This window comes from Jeotgalibacillus salarius (assembly GCF_004405125.1).
GTDB classification, from domain to species: Bacteria; Bacillota; Bacilli; order Bacillales; family Jeotgalibacillaceae; genus Jeotgalibacillus; species Jeotgalibacillus salarius.
In genome coordinates this window covers 39,378-59,206 of the sequence record NZ_SORX01000007.1, presented here as the reverse complement: position 1 = coordinate 59,206, position 19,829 = coordinate 39,378, and the positions used below count along the sequence as shown (strand labels likewise).

General features: G+C 41.0%; 18 protein-coding genes and 1 pseudogene. 15 read left to right on the top strand and 4 right to left on the bottom strand.

Features of this window, described 5'->3' with window-relative positions; translation table 11 throughout:
- Positions 1–17: 17 nt before the first annotated feature.
- The 4 genes and pseudogenes from leuB to ilvA all read left to right on the top strand — a co-directional run.
- Positions 18–1,118, top strand: coding sequence for a 3-isopropylmalate dehydrogenase (leuB, locus tag E2626_RS12445; RefSeq protein ID WP_134382098.1), 1,101 nt, complete (start codon positions 18–20; stop codon positions 1,116–1,118).
- 20 nt (positions 1,119–1,138) lie between these two features.
- Positions 1,139–2,542 (top strand): 3-isopropylmalate dehydratase large subunit, encoded by a 1,404-nt coding sequence (gene leuC, locus E2626_RS12440; protein ID WP_134382097.1) that lies wholly within the window; start codon positions 1,139–1,141, stop codon positions 2,540–2,542.
- Positions 2,543–2,554: 12 nt separating this feature from the next.
- A complete protein-coding gene (gene leuD, locus E2626_RS12435; protein WP_134382096.1) occupies positions 2,555–3,127 on the top strand; it encodes a 3-isopropylmalate dehydratase small subunit in 573 nt (190 codons plus the stop codon).
- An 87-nt stretch (positions 3,128–3,214) separates the two neighbouring features.
- Positions 3,215–4,150: pseudogene (gene ilvA / locus E2626_RS12430) on the top strand (threonine ammonia-lyase); the annotation flags it as partial.
- A gap of 42 nt (positions 4,151–4,192) precedes the next feature.
- Here the strand turns inward: ilvA and E2626_RS12425 are convergent.
- Positions 4,193–4,396, bottom strand: a complete 204-nt coding sequence (locus tag E2626_RS12425) for a YlaI family protein (RefSeq protein ID WP_134382094.1) — start codon at positions 4,394–4,396, stop codon at positions 4,193–4,195.
- Positions 4,397–4,504: 108 nt separating this feature from the next.
- Here E2626_RS12425 and E2626_RS12420 point away from each other — a divergent pair, with 108 nt between their 5' ends.
- On the top strand, positions 4,505–4,960 hold the full coding sequence (locus E2626_RS12420; RefSeq protein WP_134382093.1) for a pyridoxamine 5'-phosphate oxidase family protein: 456 nt from the start codon (positions 4,505–4,507) through the stop codon (positions 4,958–4,960).
- A 21-nt stretch (positions 4,961–4,981) separates the two neighbouring features.
- Here the strand turns inward: E2626_RS12420 and E2626_RS12415 are convergent, their stop codons facing one another.
- The gene (locus tag E2626_RS12415; protein ID WP_134382092.1) at positions 4,982–5,482 is read right to left on the bottom strand and encodes a peptidyl-prolyl cis-trans isomerase; all 501 of its coding nucleotides are present in this window, start codon (positions 5,480–5,482) and stop codon (positions 4,982–4,984) included.
- Between the two features lie 181 nt (positions 5,483–5,663).
- Here E2626_RS12415 and E2626_RS12410 point away from each other — a divergent pair, with 181 nt between their 5' ends.
- From E2626_RS12410 to pyc, 3 genes are all read left to right on the top strand, one after another.
- Entirely contained in the window at positions 5,664–5,945 is a 282-nt protein-coding gene (locus tag E2626_RS12410) for an Fpa/YlaN family protein (RefSeq protein ID WP_134382202.1), read from the top strand.
- A 118-nt stretch (positions 5,946–6,063) separates the two neighbouring features.
- The gene (locus E2626_RS12405) at positions 6,064–7,305 is read left to right on the top strand and encodes an FtsW/RodA/SpoVE family cell cycle protein (protein WP_134382201.1); all 1,242 of its coding nucleotides are present in this window, start codon (positions 6,064–6,066) and stop codon (positions 7,303–7,305) included.
- 28 nt (positions 7,306–7,333) lie between these two features.
- Positions 7,334–10,777: a pyruvate carboxylase gene (pyc, locus tag E2626_RS12400; protein ID WP_208528147.1), complete on the top strand. Its 3,444-nt coding sequence runs from the start codon at positions 7,334–7,336 to the stop codon at positions 10,775–10,777.
- A 28-nt stretch (positions 10,778–10,805) separates the two neighbouring features.
- Here the strand turns inward: pyc and E2626_RS12395 are convergent, their stop codons facing one another.
- The gene (locus E2626_RS12395) at positions 10,806–11,729 is read right to left on the bottom strand and encodes a COX15/CtaA family protein (RefSeq protein WP_424955134.1); all 924 of its coding nucleotides are present in this window, start codon (positions 11,727–11,729) and stop codon (positions 10,806–10,808) included.
- A gap of 343 nt (positions 11,730–12,072) precedes the next feature.
- On the opposite strand from E2626_RS12395, the gene cyoE reads away from it, so the two are divergent.
- The 7 genes from cyoE to E2626_RS12360 all read left to right on the top strand — a co-directional run bounded on the left by cyoE (position 12,073) and on the right by E2626_RS12360 (position 18,620).
- Positions 12,073–12,987, top strand: coding sequence for a heme o synthase (gene cyoE / locus E2626_RS12390; protein ID WP_134382089.1), 915 nt, complete (start codon positions 12,073–12,075; stop codon positions 12,985–12,987).
- Positions 12,988–13,068: 81 nt separating this feature from the next.
- Positions 13,069–14,175: a cytochrome c oxidase subunit II gene (coxB, locus tag E2626_RS12385; RefSeq protein WP_134382088.1), complete on the top strand. Its 1,107-nt coding sequence runs from the start codon at positions 13,069–13,071 to the stop codon at positions 14,173–14,175.
- Between the two features lie 26 nt (positions 14,176–14,201).
- Entirely contained in the window at positions 14,202–16,097 is a 1,896-nt protein-coding gene (gene ctaD / locus E2626_RS12380) for a cytochrome c oxidase subunit I (RefSeq protein WP_134382087.1), read from the top strand.
- Positions 16,097–16,726: a cytochrome (ubi)quinol oxidase subunit III gene (locus E2626_RS12375; RefSeq protein WP_134382086.1), complete on the top strand. Its 630-nt coding sequence runs from the start codon at positions 16,097–16,099 to the stop codon at positions 16,724–16,726. The genes ctaD and E2626_RS12375 overlap by 1 nt, the downstream gene beginning before the upstream one ends.
- A gap of 4 nt (positions 16,727–16,730) precedes the next feature.
- Positions 16,731–17,060, top strand: coding sequence for a cytochrome c oxidase subunit IVB (gene ctaF / locus E2626_RS12370; protein ID WP_134382085.1), 330 nt, complete (start codon positions 16,731–16,733; stop codon positions 17,058–17,060).
- Between the two features lie 149 nt (positions 17,061–17,209).
- Positions 17,210–18,127, top strand: a complete 918-nt coding sequence (gene ctaG, locus E2626_RS12365; RefSeq protein WP_134382084.1) for a cytochrome c oxidase assembly factor CtaG — start codon at positions 17,210–17,212, stop codon at positions 18,125–18,127.
- A gap of 31 nt (positions 18,128–18,158) precedes the next feature.
- On the top strand, positions 18,159–18,620 hold the full coding sequence (locus tag E2626_RS12360) for a DUF420 domain-containing protein (RefSeq protein ID WP_134382083.1): 462 nt from the start codon (positions 18,159–18,161) through the stop codon (positions 18,618–18,620).
- Positions 18,621–18,707: 87 nt separating this feature from the next.
- Here E2626_RS12360 and ytvI read toward each other — a convergent pair whose 3' ends face one another.
- Positions 18,708–19,766, bottom strand: coding sequence for a sporulation integral membrane protein YtvI (gene ytvI, locus E2626_RS12355; RefSeq protein ID WP_134382082.1), 1,059 nt, complete (start codon positions 19,764–19,766; stop codon positions 18,708–18,710).
- Between the last annotated feature and the right edge of the window lie 63 nt (positions 19,767–19,829).

Genomic DNA, 19,829 nt, shown 5'->3' with positions numbered 1-19,829 from the left:
AAAGGGGAGGAACCATCATGAAAAAAACAGTAGCAGTTCTGCATGGAGACGGAGTAGGACAGGAAGTAACAGAGGCAGCAGTAAAAGTTCTCCAGTCAGTTGGACGGAGATTTGACCATACATTTGAGGTTAAAAAAGGACTAATTGGTGGAATTGCTATTGATCAGACAGGAAATCCTCTGCCTAAAGAAACCATTGAAGTTTGTGAGAAAAGTGATGCAGTTTTACTCGGTGCAGTAGGAGGTCCAAAGTGGGATCAAAACCCTTCAGCACTTCGCCCCGAAAAAGGCTTACTTGAAATTAGAAAACACTTTGGTCTATTCGCTAATCTGAGACCTGTTAAAGCAGTCAAGGGAATGAGTGAAGCTTCACCACTGAAAGATCACTTGTCAAAAGGTGTTGACATGATGATCGTCAGGGAATTGACTGGAGGCCTTTACTTTGGCGAACCAAAGAGAAAAACGCACAATGGTGCTGTTGACTCTCTTACGTATTCCCGTGAAGAAATTGAGCGGATCGTTGAACAGGGATTTGAACTGGCACGTCTTAGAAAAGGGAAGGTTACTTCAGTTGATAAAGCGAATGTGCTGGAAACGAGCAAGCTTTGGAGAGAAGTTGTAGAAGAAAAGAAAGCGCAATACCCGGATGTGGAAGTAGAACATCTATTGGTTGATGCTGCAGCAATGAAACTGATCACTCAGCCAGCTTCTTTCGATGTCATCGTAACAGAAAATCTATTTGGTGATATTTTAAGTGATGAAGCGTCTGTTCTGACCGGCTCGCTGGGCATGCTGCCTTCAGCAAGTATTCGTTCAGACGGGTTTGGCTTATACGAACCGGTCCACGGATCAGCACCTGATATTGCCGGTATGAATATTGCCAACCCTTCAGCAGCAATTTTATCCGTAGCAATGATGTTAAAGTATTCATTTGGAATGGAGACAGAAGCATTTGCTGTTGAAACAGCTGTATACAGTGTGTTTGATGATGGTTATTGCACGACAGATGTTCAAAAGTCAGGGCATCGCGTACTGACAACTTCTGCCTTTGTGGAAAAGGTCATTGAAGAACTTGAAAGAGAACTGGTATCAGATCATATCTTGTCTGCTTATGTATAAGTGAGGAGGGAAACAGTCTTATGGCGAAGACGATTATTGAAAAAGTTTGGAACGATCATATCGTGCATGAAGAGCAAAAAAAGCCGGATCTTCTCTATATTGACCTGCACCTGATTCATGAAGTAACTTCACCGCAGGCTTTTGAAGGTTTGAGATTGAAGAATAGAAAAGTAAGGCGCCCGGATTTAAGCTTCGCCACAATGGACCATAATGTCCCAACGAAAAATCGTGAAGTGATCAAAGATCCGGTGTCACAACAGCAAATGAATACACTTGCAGATAACTGTAAAGAGTTTGGCATTCCTCTCGCTCATATGCATCATCCTGATCAGGGGATTGTTCACGTAATTGGTCCGGAACTGGGTCTGACTCAGCCTGGCAAAACAATTGTGTGTGGAGACAGTCATACTTCAACTCATGGTGCATTTGGTGCGCTGGCATTCGGGATTGGAACGAGCGAAGTAGAACACGTATTGTCGACTCAAACGCTCTGGCAATCTAAACCGAAAACGATGGAGATTAAAGTGGAAGGTGAACTTGGCTTCGGCGTAACAGCTAAGGACGTCATTCTTGCGATTATCTCGAAATTCGGCGTCGATGCAGGAACAGGGTATATTGTGGAATATACTGGTGATGCAATTAGAAAAATGTCGATGGAAGAACGTATGACTGTATGTAACATGTCAATTGAAGCAGGGGCACGGGCAGGATTAATCAGCCCAGATGAAAAAACTGCTGAATTTTTAAAGAACCGAGCGCACGTTCCGGCAGAGCAGTATGAAGAGTTGAAAAAGAAATGGCTCAGCTACGCTTCCGAGGAAGGTGCAGTGTATGATCGGACACTGACGATTCATACAGATGAAATAGAACCATTTGTTACCTGGGGCACCAATCCTTCAATGGGATCAGGCATTTCTGCTTCAGTCCCAAGATCTGAAGACTTTGCCCAGCCTGCTAAACAAGAAGAGTTAAAACAGGCGCTCGAATATATGGATCTTTCAGAAGGAATGCCAATTACAGATATTGAAATCCAGCATGTCTTCATTGGATCATGTACGAATTCCCGTATTGGAGATTTAAGAGCAGCTGCTAAAGTCATTGAAGGTAAAAAAGTACACGAAAATGTTACAGCCATTGTTGTACCGGGTTCTTTCACAGTAAAAATGAAAGCAGAAGAGGAAGGGCTGGATCAGGTTTTCAAAGATGCAGGTTTTGAGTGGCGTGAATCGGGCTGCAGCATGTGCCTTGCGATGAATGATGATATCGTACCAGCCGGCGAGCGTTGTGCGTCTACATCTAACCGTAATTTTGAAGGCAGGCAGGGAGCGGGATCACGAACACACCTTGTCAGTCCAGCTATGGCTGCAGCTGCTGCAGTCGAAGGTAAATTCACAGATGTAAGAAAACTTCAAGTTCATGCATAAGGAGGGAAGTTGATGGAACCGGTAAAAAAATTAACAAGCAATATTACACCACTTGATCGAATCAATGTAGATACTGATCAGATCATACCGAAGCAGTTTCTTAAAAGGATTGAACGTACCGGATTTGGTCAGTTTCTCTTTTATGGCTGGCGGTTCAATGAAGATGGTACACCGAATCAGAATTTTGTATTAAATGACCCTGCTTACAAAGGGTCTGAAATTCTGGCAGCAGGTGAAAACTTTGGCTGTGGTTCTTCGAGAGAACACGCTCCCTGGGCCCTGCAGGATTATGGTTTTAAAGTAATTATTGCACCGGGTTTTGCAGATATTTTTTACAATAATTGTGTGAAAAATGGTATACTCGCCATCAGATTGAAAGAAGCGAATAAAATAATCCAGGCTGGAAAAGATGAAAAGGATGCTACGGTGGACCTGGAATCACAAACAGTTAGCTGTGATGGTGAGACATGGCACTTTGAAATTGATTCCTACTGGAAGCAGATGCTCCTGAACGGCTGGGATGAGATTGCGATTACATTCCAATATGAAGAGGCAATCAGCAAATATGAAGCATCAAATGTCTAACTACAATGAGAGGATGATCAACTTGGGAATTTCTATAACACGAGCGCATTATTCGACGCAGCAGAAGAACTAAGCAGTTACGTACACAGAACGCCATGTAAGCAGTCTGACACACTGAATAAGATGACGGGTCAGCAGGTATGGATGAAGCTTGAAAACCTTCAGAAGACAGGTTCATTTAAAGTAAGAGGTGCAATGAATAAAATTTCTTCACTAACTGAAATTGAATGTAAGAGAGGTATTATCGCAGCATCAGCAGGTAACCACGCTCAGGGAGTTGCATTAGCAGGGCAGAAAAAAGGGATCGAGGTTACGATCTTTATGCCAAAGACTACTCCAATTGCTAAAGTGAATGCAACGCGTGAGTATGGTGCGGAGGTTGTGTTGATTGGTGAAACATTTGATGATGCTTACGCAGCCGCTTGTCAAAAGCAGGAGGAAACGGGTGCAGTATTCATTCATCCATTTGATGATTTGAAAATCATTGAAGGCCAGGCAACAGCGGCTATTGAAATGCTGCAGCAGTGCCCACACCTTGAAAGAGTTTTTGTGCCAGCTGGTGGCGGAGGATTACTGGCCGGTACAGCACTTGCGGTGAAGGCATTAAAGCCATCAGTAAAAGTGATCGGTGTGCAGTCTGCAGCTGCTCCGGCGATCGCTGCCTCATTTTTTGGACAATCGAGCAGTGAGGTGCCATTCTTACCTACAATCGCTGAAGGAATTAAAGTGAAATCACCAGGAACACTGACAACTTCTATCATCAATAAATATGTAGATGATATGGTGACAGTAACTGAAGGAGAAATTGCTAAAGCAATCCTCTTCATGCTTGAACGAGAAAAAATGTTGGTTGAGGGAGCAGGCGCTGCCGGAATTGCAGCTCTTCTTAGTAATACCTTATCACCTTATTCAGGTCAGACAGGCGTGATTGTAAGCGGCGGAAATTTTGATGCAGCCAAACTCGGCAGATGTATTGAGTTAGCCGGGGAAGTGAAGGAACCAAAACGCAAGTTGATTATTTAAGTAAAAAACCCCAAAGCATTGAGCTTTGGGGTTTTACGCTGGCTAAAATTCTTTTTCGATTTTTCTTGAGCTTTTATATTGTTTAAAGTTACCGGTTGCAATTCTTGCCTTCGTGTTACTGGCAATCCGACTATTACATTCTTCACATAAATAAGTATGAATTGGCCGATTGCGGAGCTTCTTTGCAAGCGGACTGAAGTCTTCAATTGATTCTATTTTATCGCATAAAAAACATTTAACTCTCATTTCCAAGCTCCTTTCATCCAGCATTATGCTTATAGTATAACATGTGTGAAGTATCAACTGTTAAGGTTGAAGAAACTGCTGTATAATAAGCCGAAAAGGAGTGGAATTATGGCAAACAGAGTTGAAGATCATCTGACACCGGGTTTGTATGAAGAGTTTCAGCATGAGCGATTTGTTCAGCTGGCGACAGTAGATGCGCAAACCGGCGGTACTAACGTGGCGTCACTTTCCTGGGTGCATGCAAAAGATGAAGCTACATTAATTTTTGCTGTAGATCACCGATCAAGAATTATTCAGAATATCGGCAAGCAGCCCTTATGCTCTCTTTCAATCATAGCAGGCGGGAGTACTTATTCCATTAGTGGAAAAGCGAAAGTAGTCGGTCAGTCTTCTGCTGATGTACCGATTGGTTTGTCAATTATTGAACTGAATATTGATGAAGTGAGAGATGTGATGTTTTATGGAGCTAAAATTGTTACTGAACCTGCATTTGCAAAAACTTATGATGAACAGGCAGCAAGAAATCTTGATCAGCAAGTGATGGGCGAATTACAAAAGCACTGACAGCGTCAGTGCTTTTGATCGTCAAGACAATGTAATTTTTCGGACATGTGTGATCGGGTTATTTCGATTTGAACCATCTTCAAATAAAACATGAACCGGTCCATCCTCAAGCAGTGGTTTTCCATCTTTAGAAAACGCCAGTATTAATTCACCGGCTTCTTCAATTGTGAAGGAATGAACGCCTTCAGCAGTTGAAATCATTACTTTTTCAGCGCTATTATCCGGTTCGGCGTTCAAAATAAATGGTTTCATCTTTATACCGAAAGTACCATTAAGCAATTTTTCTTTTTCGTATCTTTTTTTTGATTGTGAGGCCGGCTTTGGTAGTGCAGCACCTTCTTTAATTTCCTTTGAAAAGTGTTCAGCGACGGCTTTGGAATACTTTTCATTCTCATCGATTTCTACGCGCTCTTCATCGAAATAAGTGGTAAGATCTATTTTTCTTTCATCGAAAATCCACACGCTCGGGTCTATTGTCAGCTGAAATTTCACCCGTCCTGTAATTGGTATAACATTGTTCACATCATCATCCCCTTTTTTATCTGTCCTATGAGTATACATCCTATTCTAAAATGTGTCACATAAGGTAAAAACGCTCTGTATATGCAAGACACTGCTTGCAATTTCTTTGATAAAACGCTACACTTTAGGTTAAGAAGATATGATGTATCGCATGAAAACTGAATGGATTGGGGGGATCAGTGTGACATCAGAAATGAAGGTCGATCATCGTGAAAAAGCCTATGAGCTTTTACGCAAAGATGCCGAAAAAATAGCGCAGCTAATTAAAGTTCAAATGGATAACTTAACGATGCCCCAGTGTCCATTGTATGAAGAAGTATTAGATACGCAAATGTTTGGGTTATCCCGTGAAATAGAATTCGCCGTCAGGCTCGGGCTTGTGGATGAAGTAGATGGAAAGACATTAATAGACTCCCTTGAGAAAGAAATGTCAGTGCTCCATGATGCTTTCACCAATAAATAACTTTTACCCACTCAAACAAACTTTTCAGATTGTTTGGGTTTTTTTATATCAAAAAAAGAGGATTTTACACATTTCCTGTTGAATAAATATACAGATGGGACTGATAAGAATGTCGATCATTCTGAAAAGAATGTTCAGGTCTTACGATTATTCATTAATGGCTGTATACATACTCTTAGGAATATTCGGGGTTGTCATGGTTTACAGTGCAGGAATGGTGTACGCAGTAGAAATCCTTGACCAGAACCCTGATTATTTTTACACAAAGCAGCTCAGAAACTTAATTATAGGGGTGATTGGCTTTACCGTTATGGCATTAATTCCTTATAAACTTTATAAGGAAGGGTTTATGCTAAAATTAATTTTTGGGCTGATGTTTGTTCTCCTGATTGCAGTACATATAATCGGATCTGAAGTTAATAACGCAAAGAGCTGGATCATGCTTCCTGGCTTTCAGCTGCAGCCTGCAGAATTTGCAAAGCTTGGTATGATCGTTTACTTGTCCGCAGTTTACGCAAAGAAACAGTCCTACATCAATGAATTTAACAAAGGGGTAATGCCGCCGATTATCATACTTGTTTTCGCATGTTTTCTAGTTGCAGCTGAACCGGATTTTGGAACGGCAGCGATTATCTTTGCGATCGGTATGAGCGTCATTGTGGCATCCGGGATGAAAGTGAAAAGTATGCTGAAACTGGCAGCTTTAGCCGGTGGTGTGATCAGTTTATTCACAGGAATACTTTTTCTTTTTAACCGGAATACATTTCAGAACATTTTTTCAGAGGAACGATTAGGAAGAATTGCTGCTTATCAGGATCCTTTCGCACATATCAGTGATAATGGCTGGCAGCTTGTAGGCTCTTATTATGCGATTGGTAATGGCGGGCTTTGGGGCACTGGTCTCGGACAAAGTATTCAGAAACTTGGATTTCTTCCTGAACCGCATACAGACTTTATTATGGCAATCATTGCCGAAGAGTTAGGGATTTTCGGCGTAAGTTTTGTTCTGTTAGGTCTCGCCTACATAGTTTTAAAAGGCATCGTAATAGGACTTCGGTGCAGGAACCAGTTTGGTAAAATGCTTGCAATAGGCATTTCAAGCATGATTGGTATTCAAACCTTCATCAATCTTGGCGGCATGTCAGGATTAATTCCAATTACAGGAGTCCCGCTGCCATTTATCAGTTATGGTGGATCTTCATTAATTCTTCTATCGTTATCAATGGGACTGCTTATGAATGTATCTATGTTTGTAAAGTATGAGGAAAAGTATTTTGCGAAAGAAAGTCAGAGTATGCCGGATCATAAGAGTAATACATCTTCAATGAATGAAAAAAACACAGCAAGATTGTACCGCTAGAAGTTTGACATCATAGAGGAGGATCATTATGAAGAAAATTAAAAAGGTATTAGTAGCAAATCGTGGAGAAATCGCAATCAGAGTATTCCGTGCATGTACGGAATTAAATATTCGTACAGTCGCAGTTTATTCCAAAGAAGACAGCGGATCATTTCACCGTTTTAAAGCGGATGAAGCATATATTGTAGGTGAGGGAAAGAAGCCGATTGATGCTTATCTGGACATTGAAGGGATTATTGAAATTGCAAAGCGGGCTAATGTTGATGCCATTCACCCGGGGTATGGGTTCCTATCTGAAAATATTCACTTTGCAAGACGATGTGAAGAAGAAGGGATTACATTTGTAGGTCCTACTTCTGAACACCTTGATATGTTTGGAGATAAAGTGAAAGCACGGGAACAGGCAATTAAAGCAGGGATTCCGGTTATACCGGGCAGCGATGGTCCTGTAACCAGCGTTGAAGAAGTTGAACAATTTGGTAAAGACTTTGGATTTCCGTTCATTATTAAGGCATCACTGGGTGGCGGTGGCCGCGGAATGAGAATTGTCCGATCTGCCAGTGATGTGAAAGAATCCTACGATCGTGCTAAATCAGAAGCGAAAGCAGCGTTTGGTAACGACGAAGTATATGTTGAGAAGTTCATTGAGAATCCTAAGCATATTGAAGTTCAGATCTTAGGAGATCATGCAGGGGAAATTATTCACCTTTATGAACGTGACTGCTCTATTCAGAGAAGACACCAGAAAGTTGTAGAAGTGGCACCATCTGTATCTCTTCCAAGAAGTTTGCGCGATGAAATTTGTGATGCTGCTGTGAAGCTAGCAAATAACATTTCATACGTTAACGCAGGGACAGTGGAATTTCTTGTAGCAAATAATGAGTTCTTCTTTATTGAAGTAAACCCGCGTGTTCAGGTAGAGCATACGATCACTGAGATGATCACGGGTGTTGATATTGTACAATCCCAGCTATTTATAGCAGAAGGCCACACATTGCATAGTCCAACGATGGGCATTCCAATGCAGGAGGATATCCAGCAGAATGGTTTTGCTATTCAGTCCCGTGTGACAACTGAGGATCCGCTGAATGGTTTTATGCCTGACTCCGGACGCATAATGGCGTATCGTTCAGGCGGAGGTTTTGGTGTGCGTCTGGATGCCGGTAATGGTTACCAGGGAGCAGAAATTTCAGCTCATTACGATTCTCTATTGGTAAAGGTTTCAACATGGGCGCTGACTTTTGAACAAGCTGCAGCTAAAATGGTCAGAAATTTACAAGAATTCCGTATTCGCGGAATTAAGACGAATATTCCGTTTCTTGAAAATGTAGTAAAACATGAAATGTTCCTGAGTGGAAAATATGATACATCATTCATTGATCATACTCCTGAGCTTTTCCTTTTCCCTAAACGAAAAGACCGTGGAACAAAAATGCTGGCTTACATCGGTAATGTAACAGTAAATGGCTTCCCGGGAATTGATAAAGCCGAAAAGCCTGAGTTTGGTCAGCCTAGGATTCCAAAAGTGAATTTACTCGAAAAGCCACCTGGCGGCACAAAGCAGATTCTTGATGAAAGAGGCGCTGACGGCCTGAAGGAATGGGTGAAGGAACAGGATGAAGTACTGGTTACAGATACAACGTTCCGGGATGCGCATCAATCATTACTCGCTACTCGTGTGAGAACAGTAGACCTGAAAAATATTGCTGACGCATCTGCACGTATGCAAAGTGACTTATTCTCATTTGAAATGTGGGGAGGAGCAACGTTTGATGTTGCATACCGATTCCTGAAAGAAGATCCATGGATGAGATTAATTACTTTAAGAGAGAAAATTCCGAACGTCATGTTCCAGATGCTGCTTCGCGCATCCAATGCGGTTGGTTATAAAAATTATCCGGATAATGTCATTGAAGAATTTGTGAAGCGTTCTGCCTATGCTGGTATTGACGTCTTCAGAATCTTTGACAGCCTGAACTGGATTGAAGGAATGGAAACAGCAATTAAAGCGGTAAGAGATTCAGGGAAAGTTGCAGAAGCAGCCATCTGCTATACAGGTGATATTCTTGATCCGACCCGTACGAAATATGATACTGAGTACTATAAGTCATTAGCGAAAGAACTTGAAAATCAGGGTGCTCATATTTTAGCAATTAAAGATATGGCAGGACTGCTTAAGCCGGAAGCAGCGTATCGTCTGATTTCTGAACTGAAGGATACAGTTGATCTTCCGATTCATCTTCATACACACGACACGAGCGGCAACGGTATTTTCCAATATGCCCGTGCGATTGAGGCAGGAGTGGATATTGTAGATACAGCCCTTGGATCAATGAGCGGATTAACTTCTCAGCCGAGTGCAAGTTCACTCGCTTATGCAATGAAGGGTAATACCAGACAATTGAAACTGGATGTGGACCATTCAGAAACGCTTTCTCATTATTGGGAAGATGTACGTAAATACTATGCGCCATTTGAGAGTGGGATGAACTCTCCGCATTCAGAAATTTATAAGCATGAAATGCCGGGAGGACAGTACTCTAACCTTCAGCAGCAGGCAAAAGCGGTTGGACTTGGCGGTCGCTGGGAAGAAGTAAAAGAAATGTATGCCCGCGTAAACCAGATGTTTGGAGATATTGTAAAAGTTACACCATCTTCTAAAGTGGTAGGCGACATGGCATTATTCATGGTCCAAAATGACCTGGATGAGCATTCTGTAATTGAAAAAGGCTATTCGATTGATTTCCCTGACTCAGTGGTCGAGTTGTTCTCAGGTTACTTAGGACAGCCGCACGGAGGTTTCCCTGAAGAACTGCAAAAGGTTATCTTAAAAGGAAAAGAACCGATTACAGTAAGACCGGGTGAATTGATGGAGCCGATTGATTTCGAAAAGCTGAAAGAAGAGTTATTCCATGAACTTGGCAGACCTGTTACAAACTTTGATGCTTTGGCACATGCACTGTACCCGAAGGTGTTTAAAGAATTTACTGACACTGCTGCACAATTTGGTGATGTATCAGTTATTAATACGCCAACATTCTTCTATGGCATGAAATTAAATGAAGAAATCGAAGTTGAGATTGAGACTGGTAAAACACTAATTTTGAAACTTGTATCGATTGGTGAAGCGAGAGCAGATGGTACAAGAGTTCTTTATTTCGATTTAAATGGTCAGCAGCGTGAAATTGCCATTAAGGATGAGAGTGTTAAATCAACTGTTGCGGTAAAACAAAAAGTTGACCCATCTAATCCTGAACAACTTGGCGCGACTATGCCTGGCACAGTTATTCAGGTTGTCGTATCAGTTGGAGACCAGGTAGAGAAAGGCGAACACCTGATCATCACAGAGGCGATGAAGATGGAAACAACAGTTCAGGCACCATTTGATGGTACGGTTGAGGAAGTTTGCGTGGAGAGTGGAGAATCACTTTCGCCGGGTGACCTTATGATCAGACTGAAAAAAGACAGCTAATCAAAAAAAGAAAGTTGAGCAATTTCGCTCAACTTTCTTTTTTTCGATTTATTTTGCTTCTTGAAATGAGTAGTACAAAGTAGCTCAACAGCCCGAATAACAATGAAATAATAAGGGCGTGAGAAAGTGCGATCAGTAAGTTCAGCTTGGTAACTACGACAAGTGCGCCGGTAATCACCTGTGCAGTAACAAGTATTAAAGCAATGATCCAGCCATAATACACGACTTTTTGATGCTTGTAATTTTTAATGGCGATAATGGCAACATAGATAATCCATATAAATATAAATGCAGCTGCCATGCGGTGTCCCATTTGAATCCATTGGATGGAATTCAATGATAAGTCACCGGGAGATGAGTTTACACAAAACGGCCAGTCTGGACATGCGAGGCTCGCTTCAGTATGTCTCACAAAAGCACCTGAATAAACGACAGCAAATATGTAGATCATCAGTCCGTAGGTATGACGTTTAATTCTTTTGTCGATAACAATTGTATACGCGTTAAACTTTTTATCAACTTCAAAAATCAGAAGTGTCAAGAGCAACACTGCAGCGAATGAAATGAGCGAAATGCCAAAATGAGCGGCCAAAATGATATCTGAGTGTCCCCACACAACTGCACCGGCTCCGAGGAGCGCCTGCAGCATTAAAAAGAAAAATGCAAGGATGGCAAGAAAGTTCGTCTCTCTTATATGTCCCATAGCACGCCATGACCAGATTGATAATGCAAGTACCAGAAATCCGGCGCCGGCAGAAATGACTCTGTGTGAAAGTTCAATGAGTGTTTCTATTTCTAATTGATCAGGTATGATTTTACCGTGACACAATGGAAATGACTGTCCGCATCCCTGTCCTGAGCCAGTCTTAGTAACCAGCGCCCCGCCCAGTAATACCATCAGCATCACCAGAGTCGTAACAACTCCTAAAAATTTTAATCCTTTAGATTGCAAAAGTTTCACCTTCTCATAAATTTATAACTAAACTGCCAGGCAGCGTGTAATCTGATTCTCACAATCTCTATTATGGTACAGAATAAACTTCAGGTGTACCTTTTTTGTGTAAAAATCAAATATTCTTTAAGTGTCATGACAAATAATTTTCACATTGCAATACTATATAAAAATAATTCATATCAATGAAAAGACTGTAAGATGTGAAGGAATTGTTACATTTAATTAATGGCTCAATTTCAGAAGTTGTCTGAATTTCATTTTAAATATAGAAATCATGTTCGCTATCCTTTATAGTAGATGTAGTATAATGTATTAGCAAGTTTGGAGAGGAGGGGAAAGTGTGTCAAATAGTCGAGTTGTGTCGGCTGTAAATGGGGCAGATTTTTCTGGAACAACTGCTTGGAAAGATTTCCTCGCTCTGATCAAAATCGGTATTGTAAACTCGAATTTTATAACAGCGTTTACCGGATTATGGCTTGCGCTATATTTCACCGATACTTATTTTCTGGGATCTCTTGATGTTATGTTTTTAGCATTACTCGGATCTTCACTAGTTGTTGCGGGCTCATGCAGTATTAATAATTACATAGACCGTGATATCGATCCTTTAATGGAAAGAACGAAGAACCGTCCGACAGTAACTGGACGTGTAGCGCCAACGAAAGCTCTTGGACTGGGCATCAGCCTGGTAATTGTTGGTGAAATCATGTTGTTTATGACAACAGTTACAGCTGGTTTAATAGGGTTGTTTGGTGTGTTCAGTTATGTTGTCCTGTACTCCATGTGGACAAAAAGAAAATACGCCAGCAATACGATTGTCGGGAGTATTTCAGGTGCGGTTCCTCCACTGATTGGGTGGGCAGCAATTGATCCGGGACTTGGAGCGATTCCGTTTGCACTATTTTTAATTATGTTTGTCTGGCAGCCACCTCATTTTTACGCAATTGCGATGAGAAGAGTGGAAGAATACAGAGCTGCAGGAATACCAATGCTTCCTGTAGTAAAAGGGTTTGCGAGAACGAAGCTGTCGATGCTTCTGTGGGTTATCGCCTTGTTCCCGCTGCCATTTTTATTGCCTTCACTTGGTACCGCTTTTATTGTGTTGGCAACAATATTGAATGTAGGCTGGCTTGCGCTCGCGCTTGCAGGTTACAAAACGAAAAATGACCATAAATGGGCGACAATGATGTTCGTTTATTCACTGAATTACCTGACAATTATGTTTACAGGTATGGTCATCCTTACATTTATTTAGGGAATTCTTTCTTAAGAGAAATCCACATAAATAATTTCAATCAACAAGAATATTTGAATGAAAGAGGGGTTTAACAAAGCTATGAAAAATGGGCTTAAGAAATGGCGTTTTCTGCCGCTTTTTGCGGCAATGGCGTTTATTCTTTCCGGCTGTGGAGAGCCATTTCTGTCAACGCTTCAACCTGCGGGTGAAGTAGCACAGAAGCAATTCAACCTGATGATGCTGAGTGTGGCAATTATGGTTCTGGTAATTATTGTTGTAGCAATTGTATATGTTATCGCGATTACTAAGTTCCGCCGCTCCAAGCTTGGGGATGACTTCATTCCGAAACAGGTTGAAGGAAGCCACAGACTGGAAGTAATCTGGACTGTTATTCCGATTATTCTTCTTTTGATTCTTGCAGTCCCGACTGTAGCACTGACATTTGAGCTTGGCGATCAGTCAGGAATGGAAGCGGAAGATGAAGAAGGAAACAGAGAGGCACTTGTGATTGATGTACGCGCAAACCTTTACTGGTGGGAGTTTGCTTATCCTGACCAGGGAGTTGTAACTGCACAGGACCTAGTTGTCCCTACAGATCAAAATGTTTACTTTAACGTAATTGCTTCTGACGTTAAGCATTCATTCTGGATTCCTGCAGTAGGAGGAAAGATTGATACGAACGTTGATAATATGAACACATTCTACCTGAACTTTGACGGTGAAAAAGCTGAAGAAGCGAACAATCTGTTCTATGGTAAATGTGCTGAGCTGTGTGGTCCTTCACACGCATTAATGGACTTTAAAGTTCAGACAATGTCTCAGGAAGACTTTGACGGCTGGATTGCAGCAATGCAGGAATCAGCTGAAAGCGAGCAGGACTTTGAAAATGATACTGTCGCTGATGGATTTGCCGTGTTTGAAGAACAGGGTTGTATCGGGTGTCACGCTGTAGACCCTACTCAACAGATTGGCTCATCTGCCGGACCTAACCTTACAAACTTCGGTGAACGTTCATATACAGCCGGAATCCTGGATAATGAGGATTCTGATGAAGTACATGCAGAAAATATTCAAAACTGGATCCGTAATGCAGACGTTCTTAAGCCTGGCAATACAATGGGTGGATATAACGAAGACGATCTGTCAGATGAAGATCTTGATGCATTAACTGAATACTTAATGAGCTTAAAAGTTTATTCTGAATAATTTGATTTCTAAGGGAGGTATAATTAGTGAGTACCGTTGCTGAAAAAAGAGGGTTCTTAGCAGTCCTATGGGACTACCTCACAACGGTCGACCACAAGAAAATCGCCATTCTTTATCTTGTTTCAGGCGGATTTTTCTTCCTGGTCGGCGGTATAGAAGCAATGCTGATCCGTATTCAGCTTGCGATTCCTGATAATGATTTTGTGTCAGCAGGACTATACAATGAATTACTTACCATGCATGGAACAACAATGATTTTCCTGGCAGCCATGCCGCTATTATTTGCTTTTATGAACGCAGTTGTACCATTACAAATTGGTGCACGTGACGTTGCTTTTCCATTCCTGAACTCACTTGGATTCTGGTTATTTTTCTTCGGAGGAATTTTCCTTAACCTTTCTTGGTTTTTAGGTGGCGCACCTGATGCCGGGTGGACTTCATATGCTTCACTGTCACTAGCATCACCTGGTCATGGAATTGACTTCTACGTATTAGGTCTGCAGATATCAGGGGCCGGTACATTAATTGCGGGGATTAACTTCCTTGTAACGATTATTAATATGCGAGCACCTGGGATGACTTACATGCGTATGCCGCTATTCACATGGTCAACGTTTGTAGCATCAGCACTTATTCTGTTTGCATTCCCTCCACTGACTGTAGGACTTTTCCTAATGCTGTTTGACAGAATGTTTGGTGCGAACTTTTTCGATGTAACAATGGGAGGAAATACGATTATCTGGGAGCATTTATTCTGGATCTTCGGTCACCCGGAAGTATACATACTGATCCTTCCGGCATTCGGTATTTTCTCTGACATTATCTCTACATTTTCTAAAAAGCGTCTGTTCGGTTACGCTGCGATGGTATTCGCAACAGTGCTGATCGGGTTCCTTGGATTCATGGTATGGGCGCACCACATGTTCACAACCGGTCTTGGGCCGACTGCGAACGCAATCTTTGCTGTAGCGACAATGGCAATCGCCGTTCCTACAGGAGTTAAGATCTTTAACTGGCTTCTTACGATGTGGGGCGGAAGCATTCGTTTTACAACGCCAATGCTTTACGCTGTAGCGTTCATTCCTTCATTCGTTGCCGGTGGTGTGACAGGGGTTATGCTTGCATCAGCTGCAGCTGACTACCAGTACCACGATTCTTATTTCGTAGTTGCTCACTTCCACTATGTAATCATTGGTGGGGTTGTACTTGGACTATTAGCCGGTACACATTTCTACTGGCCAAAAATGTTCGGTACAATGTTAAATGAAACTCTCGGTAAAATTACATTCTGGCTATTCCTGATCGGTTTCCATGGAACGTTCTTTATCCAGCATTTCCTTGGACTGATGGGTATGCCTAGACGTATTTGGAAGTTCCTTCCTAACCAAGGTTTAGATTTATTTAACATGATCAGTACTGTTGGTGCATTCTTCATGGCACTTGCTGTAATCGTACTATTATACAATGTAGTGATTACACAGATTAAAAATGTACGTGTTGGAAACGACCCGTGGGGAGATGGACGTACACTTGAGTGGGCGATTCCATCACCACCGCCTTACTATAACTTTAAGCAGCTTCCTCTCGTACGTGGACTTGATCCGCTTTGGATTGAAAAAATGGAAGGCCGTAAAGAAATGACGCCGGCAGAACCGCTTGGTGACATTCACATGCCTAACAATTCTTTCATTCCATTCGTCATGTCTCTTGGTTTATTCATCGCAGCATTTGGTGCGATGTATCAGGTTGACTGGAGAGCTTCTGACGGGGCAGACTATGTCTGGTCAATTCCGGTATTAATCATTGGTATGTTAATCACAATCGGTTCTATGGCTGTACGTTCATTGAAAGATGATCACGGATACCATATTCACAAAGAAGAACTGATGGATGATCACGATGATAAAGGGGGTAGGGAGTAATGGATATGAACCAAAAATACACGGCTCGCACGTGGCCTGAATCTCCTGAAAAAACTACCCTTGAAGGTAAAAATAAATTTTTAGGATTCTGGCTCTTCCTTGGTGGAGAAACAGTTCTTTTCGCTTCATTATTTGCAACTTATCTTGCATTAAAAGATAAAGTTCCTGGTAATGATCATGCGCTGGCAGCAGATATGTTTGAACTGCCGCTTGTATTTATTATGACGATGTTACTCTTAACATCATCATTAACAAGTGTGTATGCGATGTATCACATGAAGAATCATAACTACCAGAAAATGCAGACATGGTTACTGATTACAGTATTTTTGGGCCTTGCATTCCTTGGATTTGAAATTTATGAGTTTAACCACTATGTTCATGAATTTCACCATACATTTACAAGCAGTGCATTTGGTTCAGCTTTCTATACACTGGTAGGATTCCACGGAGCCCACGTTGTTGTCGGGCTTGGATGGTTTACTCTTCTGCTGGTACGTAACGGCAAGCGTGGATTGAATCTTTACAACGCACCGAAGTTCTTTACAGCTTCTCTATACTGGCACTTCATTGACGTTGTATGGGTATTCATCTTCACGGTTGTATACTTAATGGGAATGGTGGGATAAACTGATGGCACATGAATCAACTTCAGCAAACCCTAAAGTCAATTATGAATACCGCCGAAGAAAAGCACGCGATGAAATGCGCGGGCAGGTAACATCATTTGCAATGATGATCTTTATGACATTTATTGCATTTATCATTGTCATTGCAGACTTTGATAAGTTTTATGCATTTCCTGTACTTCTTGTTTTAGCAGGAGCTCAGGTCGTACTTCAGCTTTACTATTTCATGCATATGAGTCATAAAGGACACGGAACAGCAGCACTATTTCTGTATTCTGGTGCACTGATTGCATTTGTTACGATACTGACTTTCTTAACGATCGTTTGGTGGTAAATGATACGGGACCGGCATATGCCGGTCCTTTTTCATGCGTAAATTTCTGTATCGTTCATGAACTTGTCATCTGGTTCCATTGAAGTAACCGGCTGTCAGGATTATAATGAAGTAGATGATACAGGAGTATTCGGAAAGGAAGGTGCCTGATGTCGATCAGTATTTTTGGGTTCCAGGCTTTATGGAGTCCATACTTTTTAATAAGTCTGATAATCCTTACAATATTATTCTTTCTGTTAGCAACGAAGTGGAGACACAAAATAACTTACTCCAGATCGATGACCAGGAAAGAAGTCACGTTAGTTTTAACAGCCGTTGTGATTATATATACGATAAAAGGGTCACCTATAGATTTACTTGGCCATATATTGTTTTCGGTTCATATGGTGCAAATGGGTATATTTTATTTACTAGTTCCGCCTTTATTAATTGCCGGTGTTCCGAATTATATGTGGAAGGCATTATTAAATCTTCCGGTTGTCAAACCAGTATTTGGATTCTTAACTAAACCATTAATCGCACTGATTGTATTTAATGGAGCTTTTTCTTTTTATCATATTCCATTAATATTCGATACGATTAAAGTTGATATGCTGCTTCATTCTATCGTTACAGGATCAATTTTCATATTTGCTTTCTTGATGTGGTGGCCGCTCGTTAATACACTCGAAGGGGAGTATAAATTAAGCGGAGTAAAAAAAATCGGTTATATTTTTGCCGATGGCATATTATTGACTCCCGCCTGTGCATTGATTATTTTTGCTGACAGCCCCATGTATGAAACATTCTTCAATGGTGGTGCCTGGCTTGAGGCAATGGCACTTTGTGTGCCTGCTGGAACTTTGCAGGGACTTGCAGGACTCGGCATTACGGGACCTGAACTTTTCACAGACATGGCTCCTTTGGAAGATCAGCAAGTAGGTGGAGTAGTGATGAAGATCATTCAGGAAATCATTTACGGAGTCATACTGGCTCAAGTATTTTTTGAATGGTACAGAAAAGAGAAATCAGAAGAAGATGCGTTAAATGCATCATTATACGCAGCAAGAGAACCAAACATTCAATAACATATATAATTGATAGAAAGAGGATATCTACATGACGTTACCTTTATTACCTACGTTGAGTACAATTTTTATCGTATTAAGTGCAATACTAGTCGCAATTGGCTGGGCACTTGTCAGAAAAAGAAAAATAGAGGCACATAAGAAAACAATGTTTGCTGCTGCAGTTGCAGCATTAACGTTTTTTATCATTTATATGAGCAGAACAATCTTTACGGGTAATACAGCTTTTGGCGGTCCTGAAGATATGAAAATCTATTACACACTGTTTTTGATTTTTCATATCATTTTAGCCACTACAGGTGCAGTTTTTGGACTTGTGACAATTTGGCTCGGCTACAAGAACCGTATTAAGAAACACCGTAAAATTGGTCCGATCACATCAGTGATCTGGTTTGCTACTGCGATTACCGGAGTAATGGTTTACCTTCTTTTATATGTGTTATATGACGGGGGAGAAACAACTTCTGTCATTAAAGCGATATTAGGAACTTAACTGCAAAATTCAGTTCATTTAAAAAGCGTAACCGGCTATTTTTAACCGGTTACGCTTTTTTTACATCTATTCGCTGAAAATATTAGCTTAGAACTTGAAATTCATTTTGATGATGCCAGCTTCTTTTGCAGAATTAAAGATAATTAAGATTAATGGTCCGATCACAAAGCCGAGCAGCCCAAAAAGTTTTAGACCAATAAACATTGCGATTAATGTGGCAAGAGGAGATAAGCCAATATGAGTGCCCATCACTTTAGGCTCAACAGTTCTTCTGATAATTAAAAGTACTGCAGCAAGAATAGCAAGTTGCGTTCCCTGTTCTATATCACCGGTTATTAATTGGAAAATTGCCCAGGGACCGAGTATCACAATTGAACCAATGATCGGTATGAAATCAATGATCCAGATGATCAGAGACATGACAAGTGCTACTTCAGGTGCAATAAGAGATAAACCAATTAATGAGCCTGCAAAAATCAGCAGACTGACAAGGAATTGTGCCTTAGCAAAACCCCAAATGACCTTCGATAGTCTTGCTGTCATAAACCTGACCTTTTCAGCGGTCTGTTCTTTAAAATGCTTATAAATGTTACTTCTGATTGTTGGCAGATCGAGCATGATCAAAAACAAAGCAATTAAATAGACTAGGAAGCTGACTAGATAATCAGGGATATTCGTTATGATCCCTGTAACGCTTTCGGCATTAATCGAGTTTGTAATGCTCGTTCGGAATTCATTAATAAAATTATTAATTTCTGAACTGGTCTGTTCCATTACCTGTTGAGGAACCTGGGCAAAGGTAATGGCCATGTCAGTTTCAACAGTCTTCCACCAAAGAGCAAGTTCATTTACGTAATCAGGTGTATTTTCAACGAATTGAATTGCCTGACCAATCAGTTTCGTTACAGCAAAATAAGAAAGAAGGCCTATTGTACCCATGAATAATATAAAAACTGTCCCAACAGACATTTTTCTATTAAATTTCGTTTTATTTTCAATTAACTTAACGATTGGATCCAGTATAAGTGCTGTAATAAGCGCGGCGATAAGCGGTACAGACACAGGAAGAATAAAGTAAATTAACATGATTACAGCGATAATAACCAATGTGGCGATCACATTTCTTTTCGTAAATAACTTGTTCAATGCCGGTCCCCTTTCAAAATATATAAAAATGTTTGTATTGAGGATAATAAAATTTCCTGATCA

Coding starts and splice junctions, on each gene's coding strand:
- coxB (WP_134382088.1), top strand. CDS start 13,069: ATGAAAAATGGGCTTAAGAAATGGCGTTTTCTGCCGCTTTTTGCGGCA.
- E2626_RS12375 (WP_134382086.1), top strand. CDS start 16,097: ATGGATATGAACCAAAAATACACGGCTCGCACGTGGCCTGAATCTCCT.
- E2626_RS12425 (WP_134382094.1), bottom strand. CDS start 4,396: ATGAGAGTTAAATGTTTTTTATGCGATAAAATAGAATCAATTGAAGAC.
- leuB (WP_134382098.1), top strand. CDS start 18: ATGAAAAAAACAGTAGCAGTTCTGCATGGAGACGGAGTAGGACAGGAA.
- leuD (WP_134382096.1), top strand. CDS start 2,555: ATGGAACCGGTAAAAAAATTAACAAGCAATATTACACCACTTGATCGA.
- E2626_RS12420 (WP_134382093.1), top strand. CDS start 4,505: ATGGCAAACAGAGTTGAAGATCATCTGACACCGGGTTTGTATGAAGAG.
- E2626_RS12360 (WP_134382083.1), top strand. CDS start 18,159: ATGACGTTACCTTTATTACCTACGTTGAGTACAATTTTTATCGTATTA.
- ctaG (WP_134382084.1), top strand. CDS start 17,210: ATGTCGATCAGTATTTTTGGGTTCCAGGCTTTATGGAGTCCATACTTT.
- pyc (WP_208528147.1), top strand. CDS start 7,334: ATGAAGAAAATTAAAAAGGTATTAGTAGCAAATCGTGGAGAAATCGCA.
- leuC (WP_134382097.1), top strand. CDS start 1,139: ATGGCGAAGACGATTATTGAAAAAGTTTGGAACGATCATATCGTGCAT.
- ctaF (WP_134382085.1), top strand. CDS start 16,731: ATGGCACATGAATCAACTTCAGCAAACCCTAAAGTCAATTATGAATAC.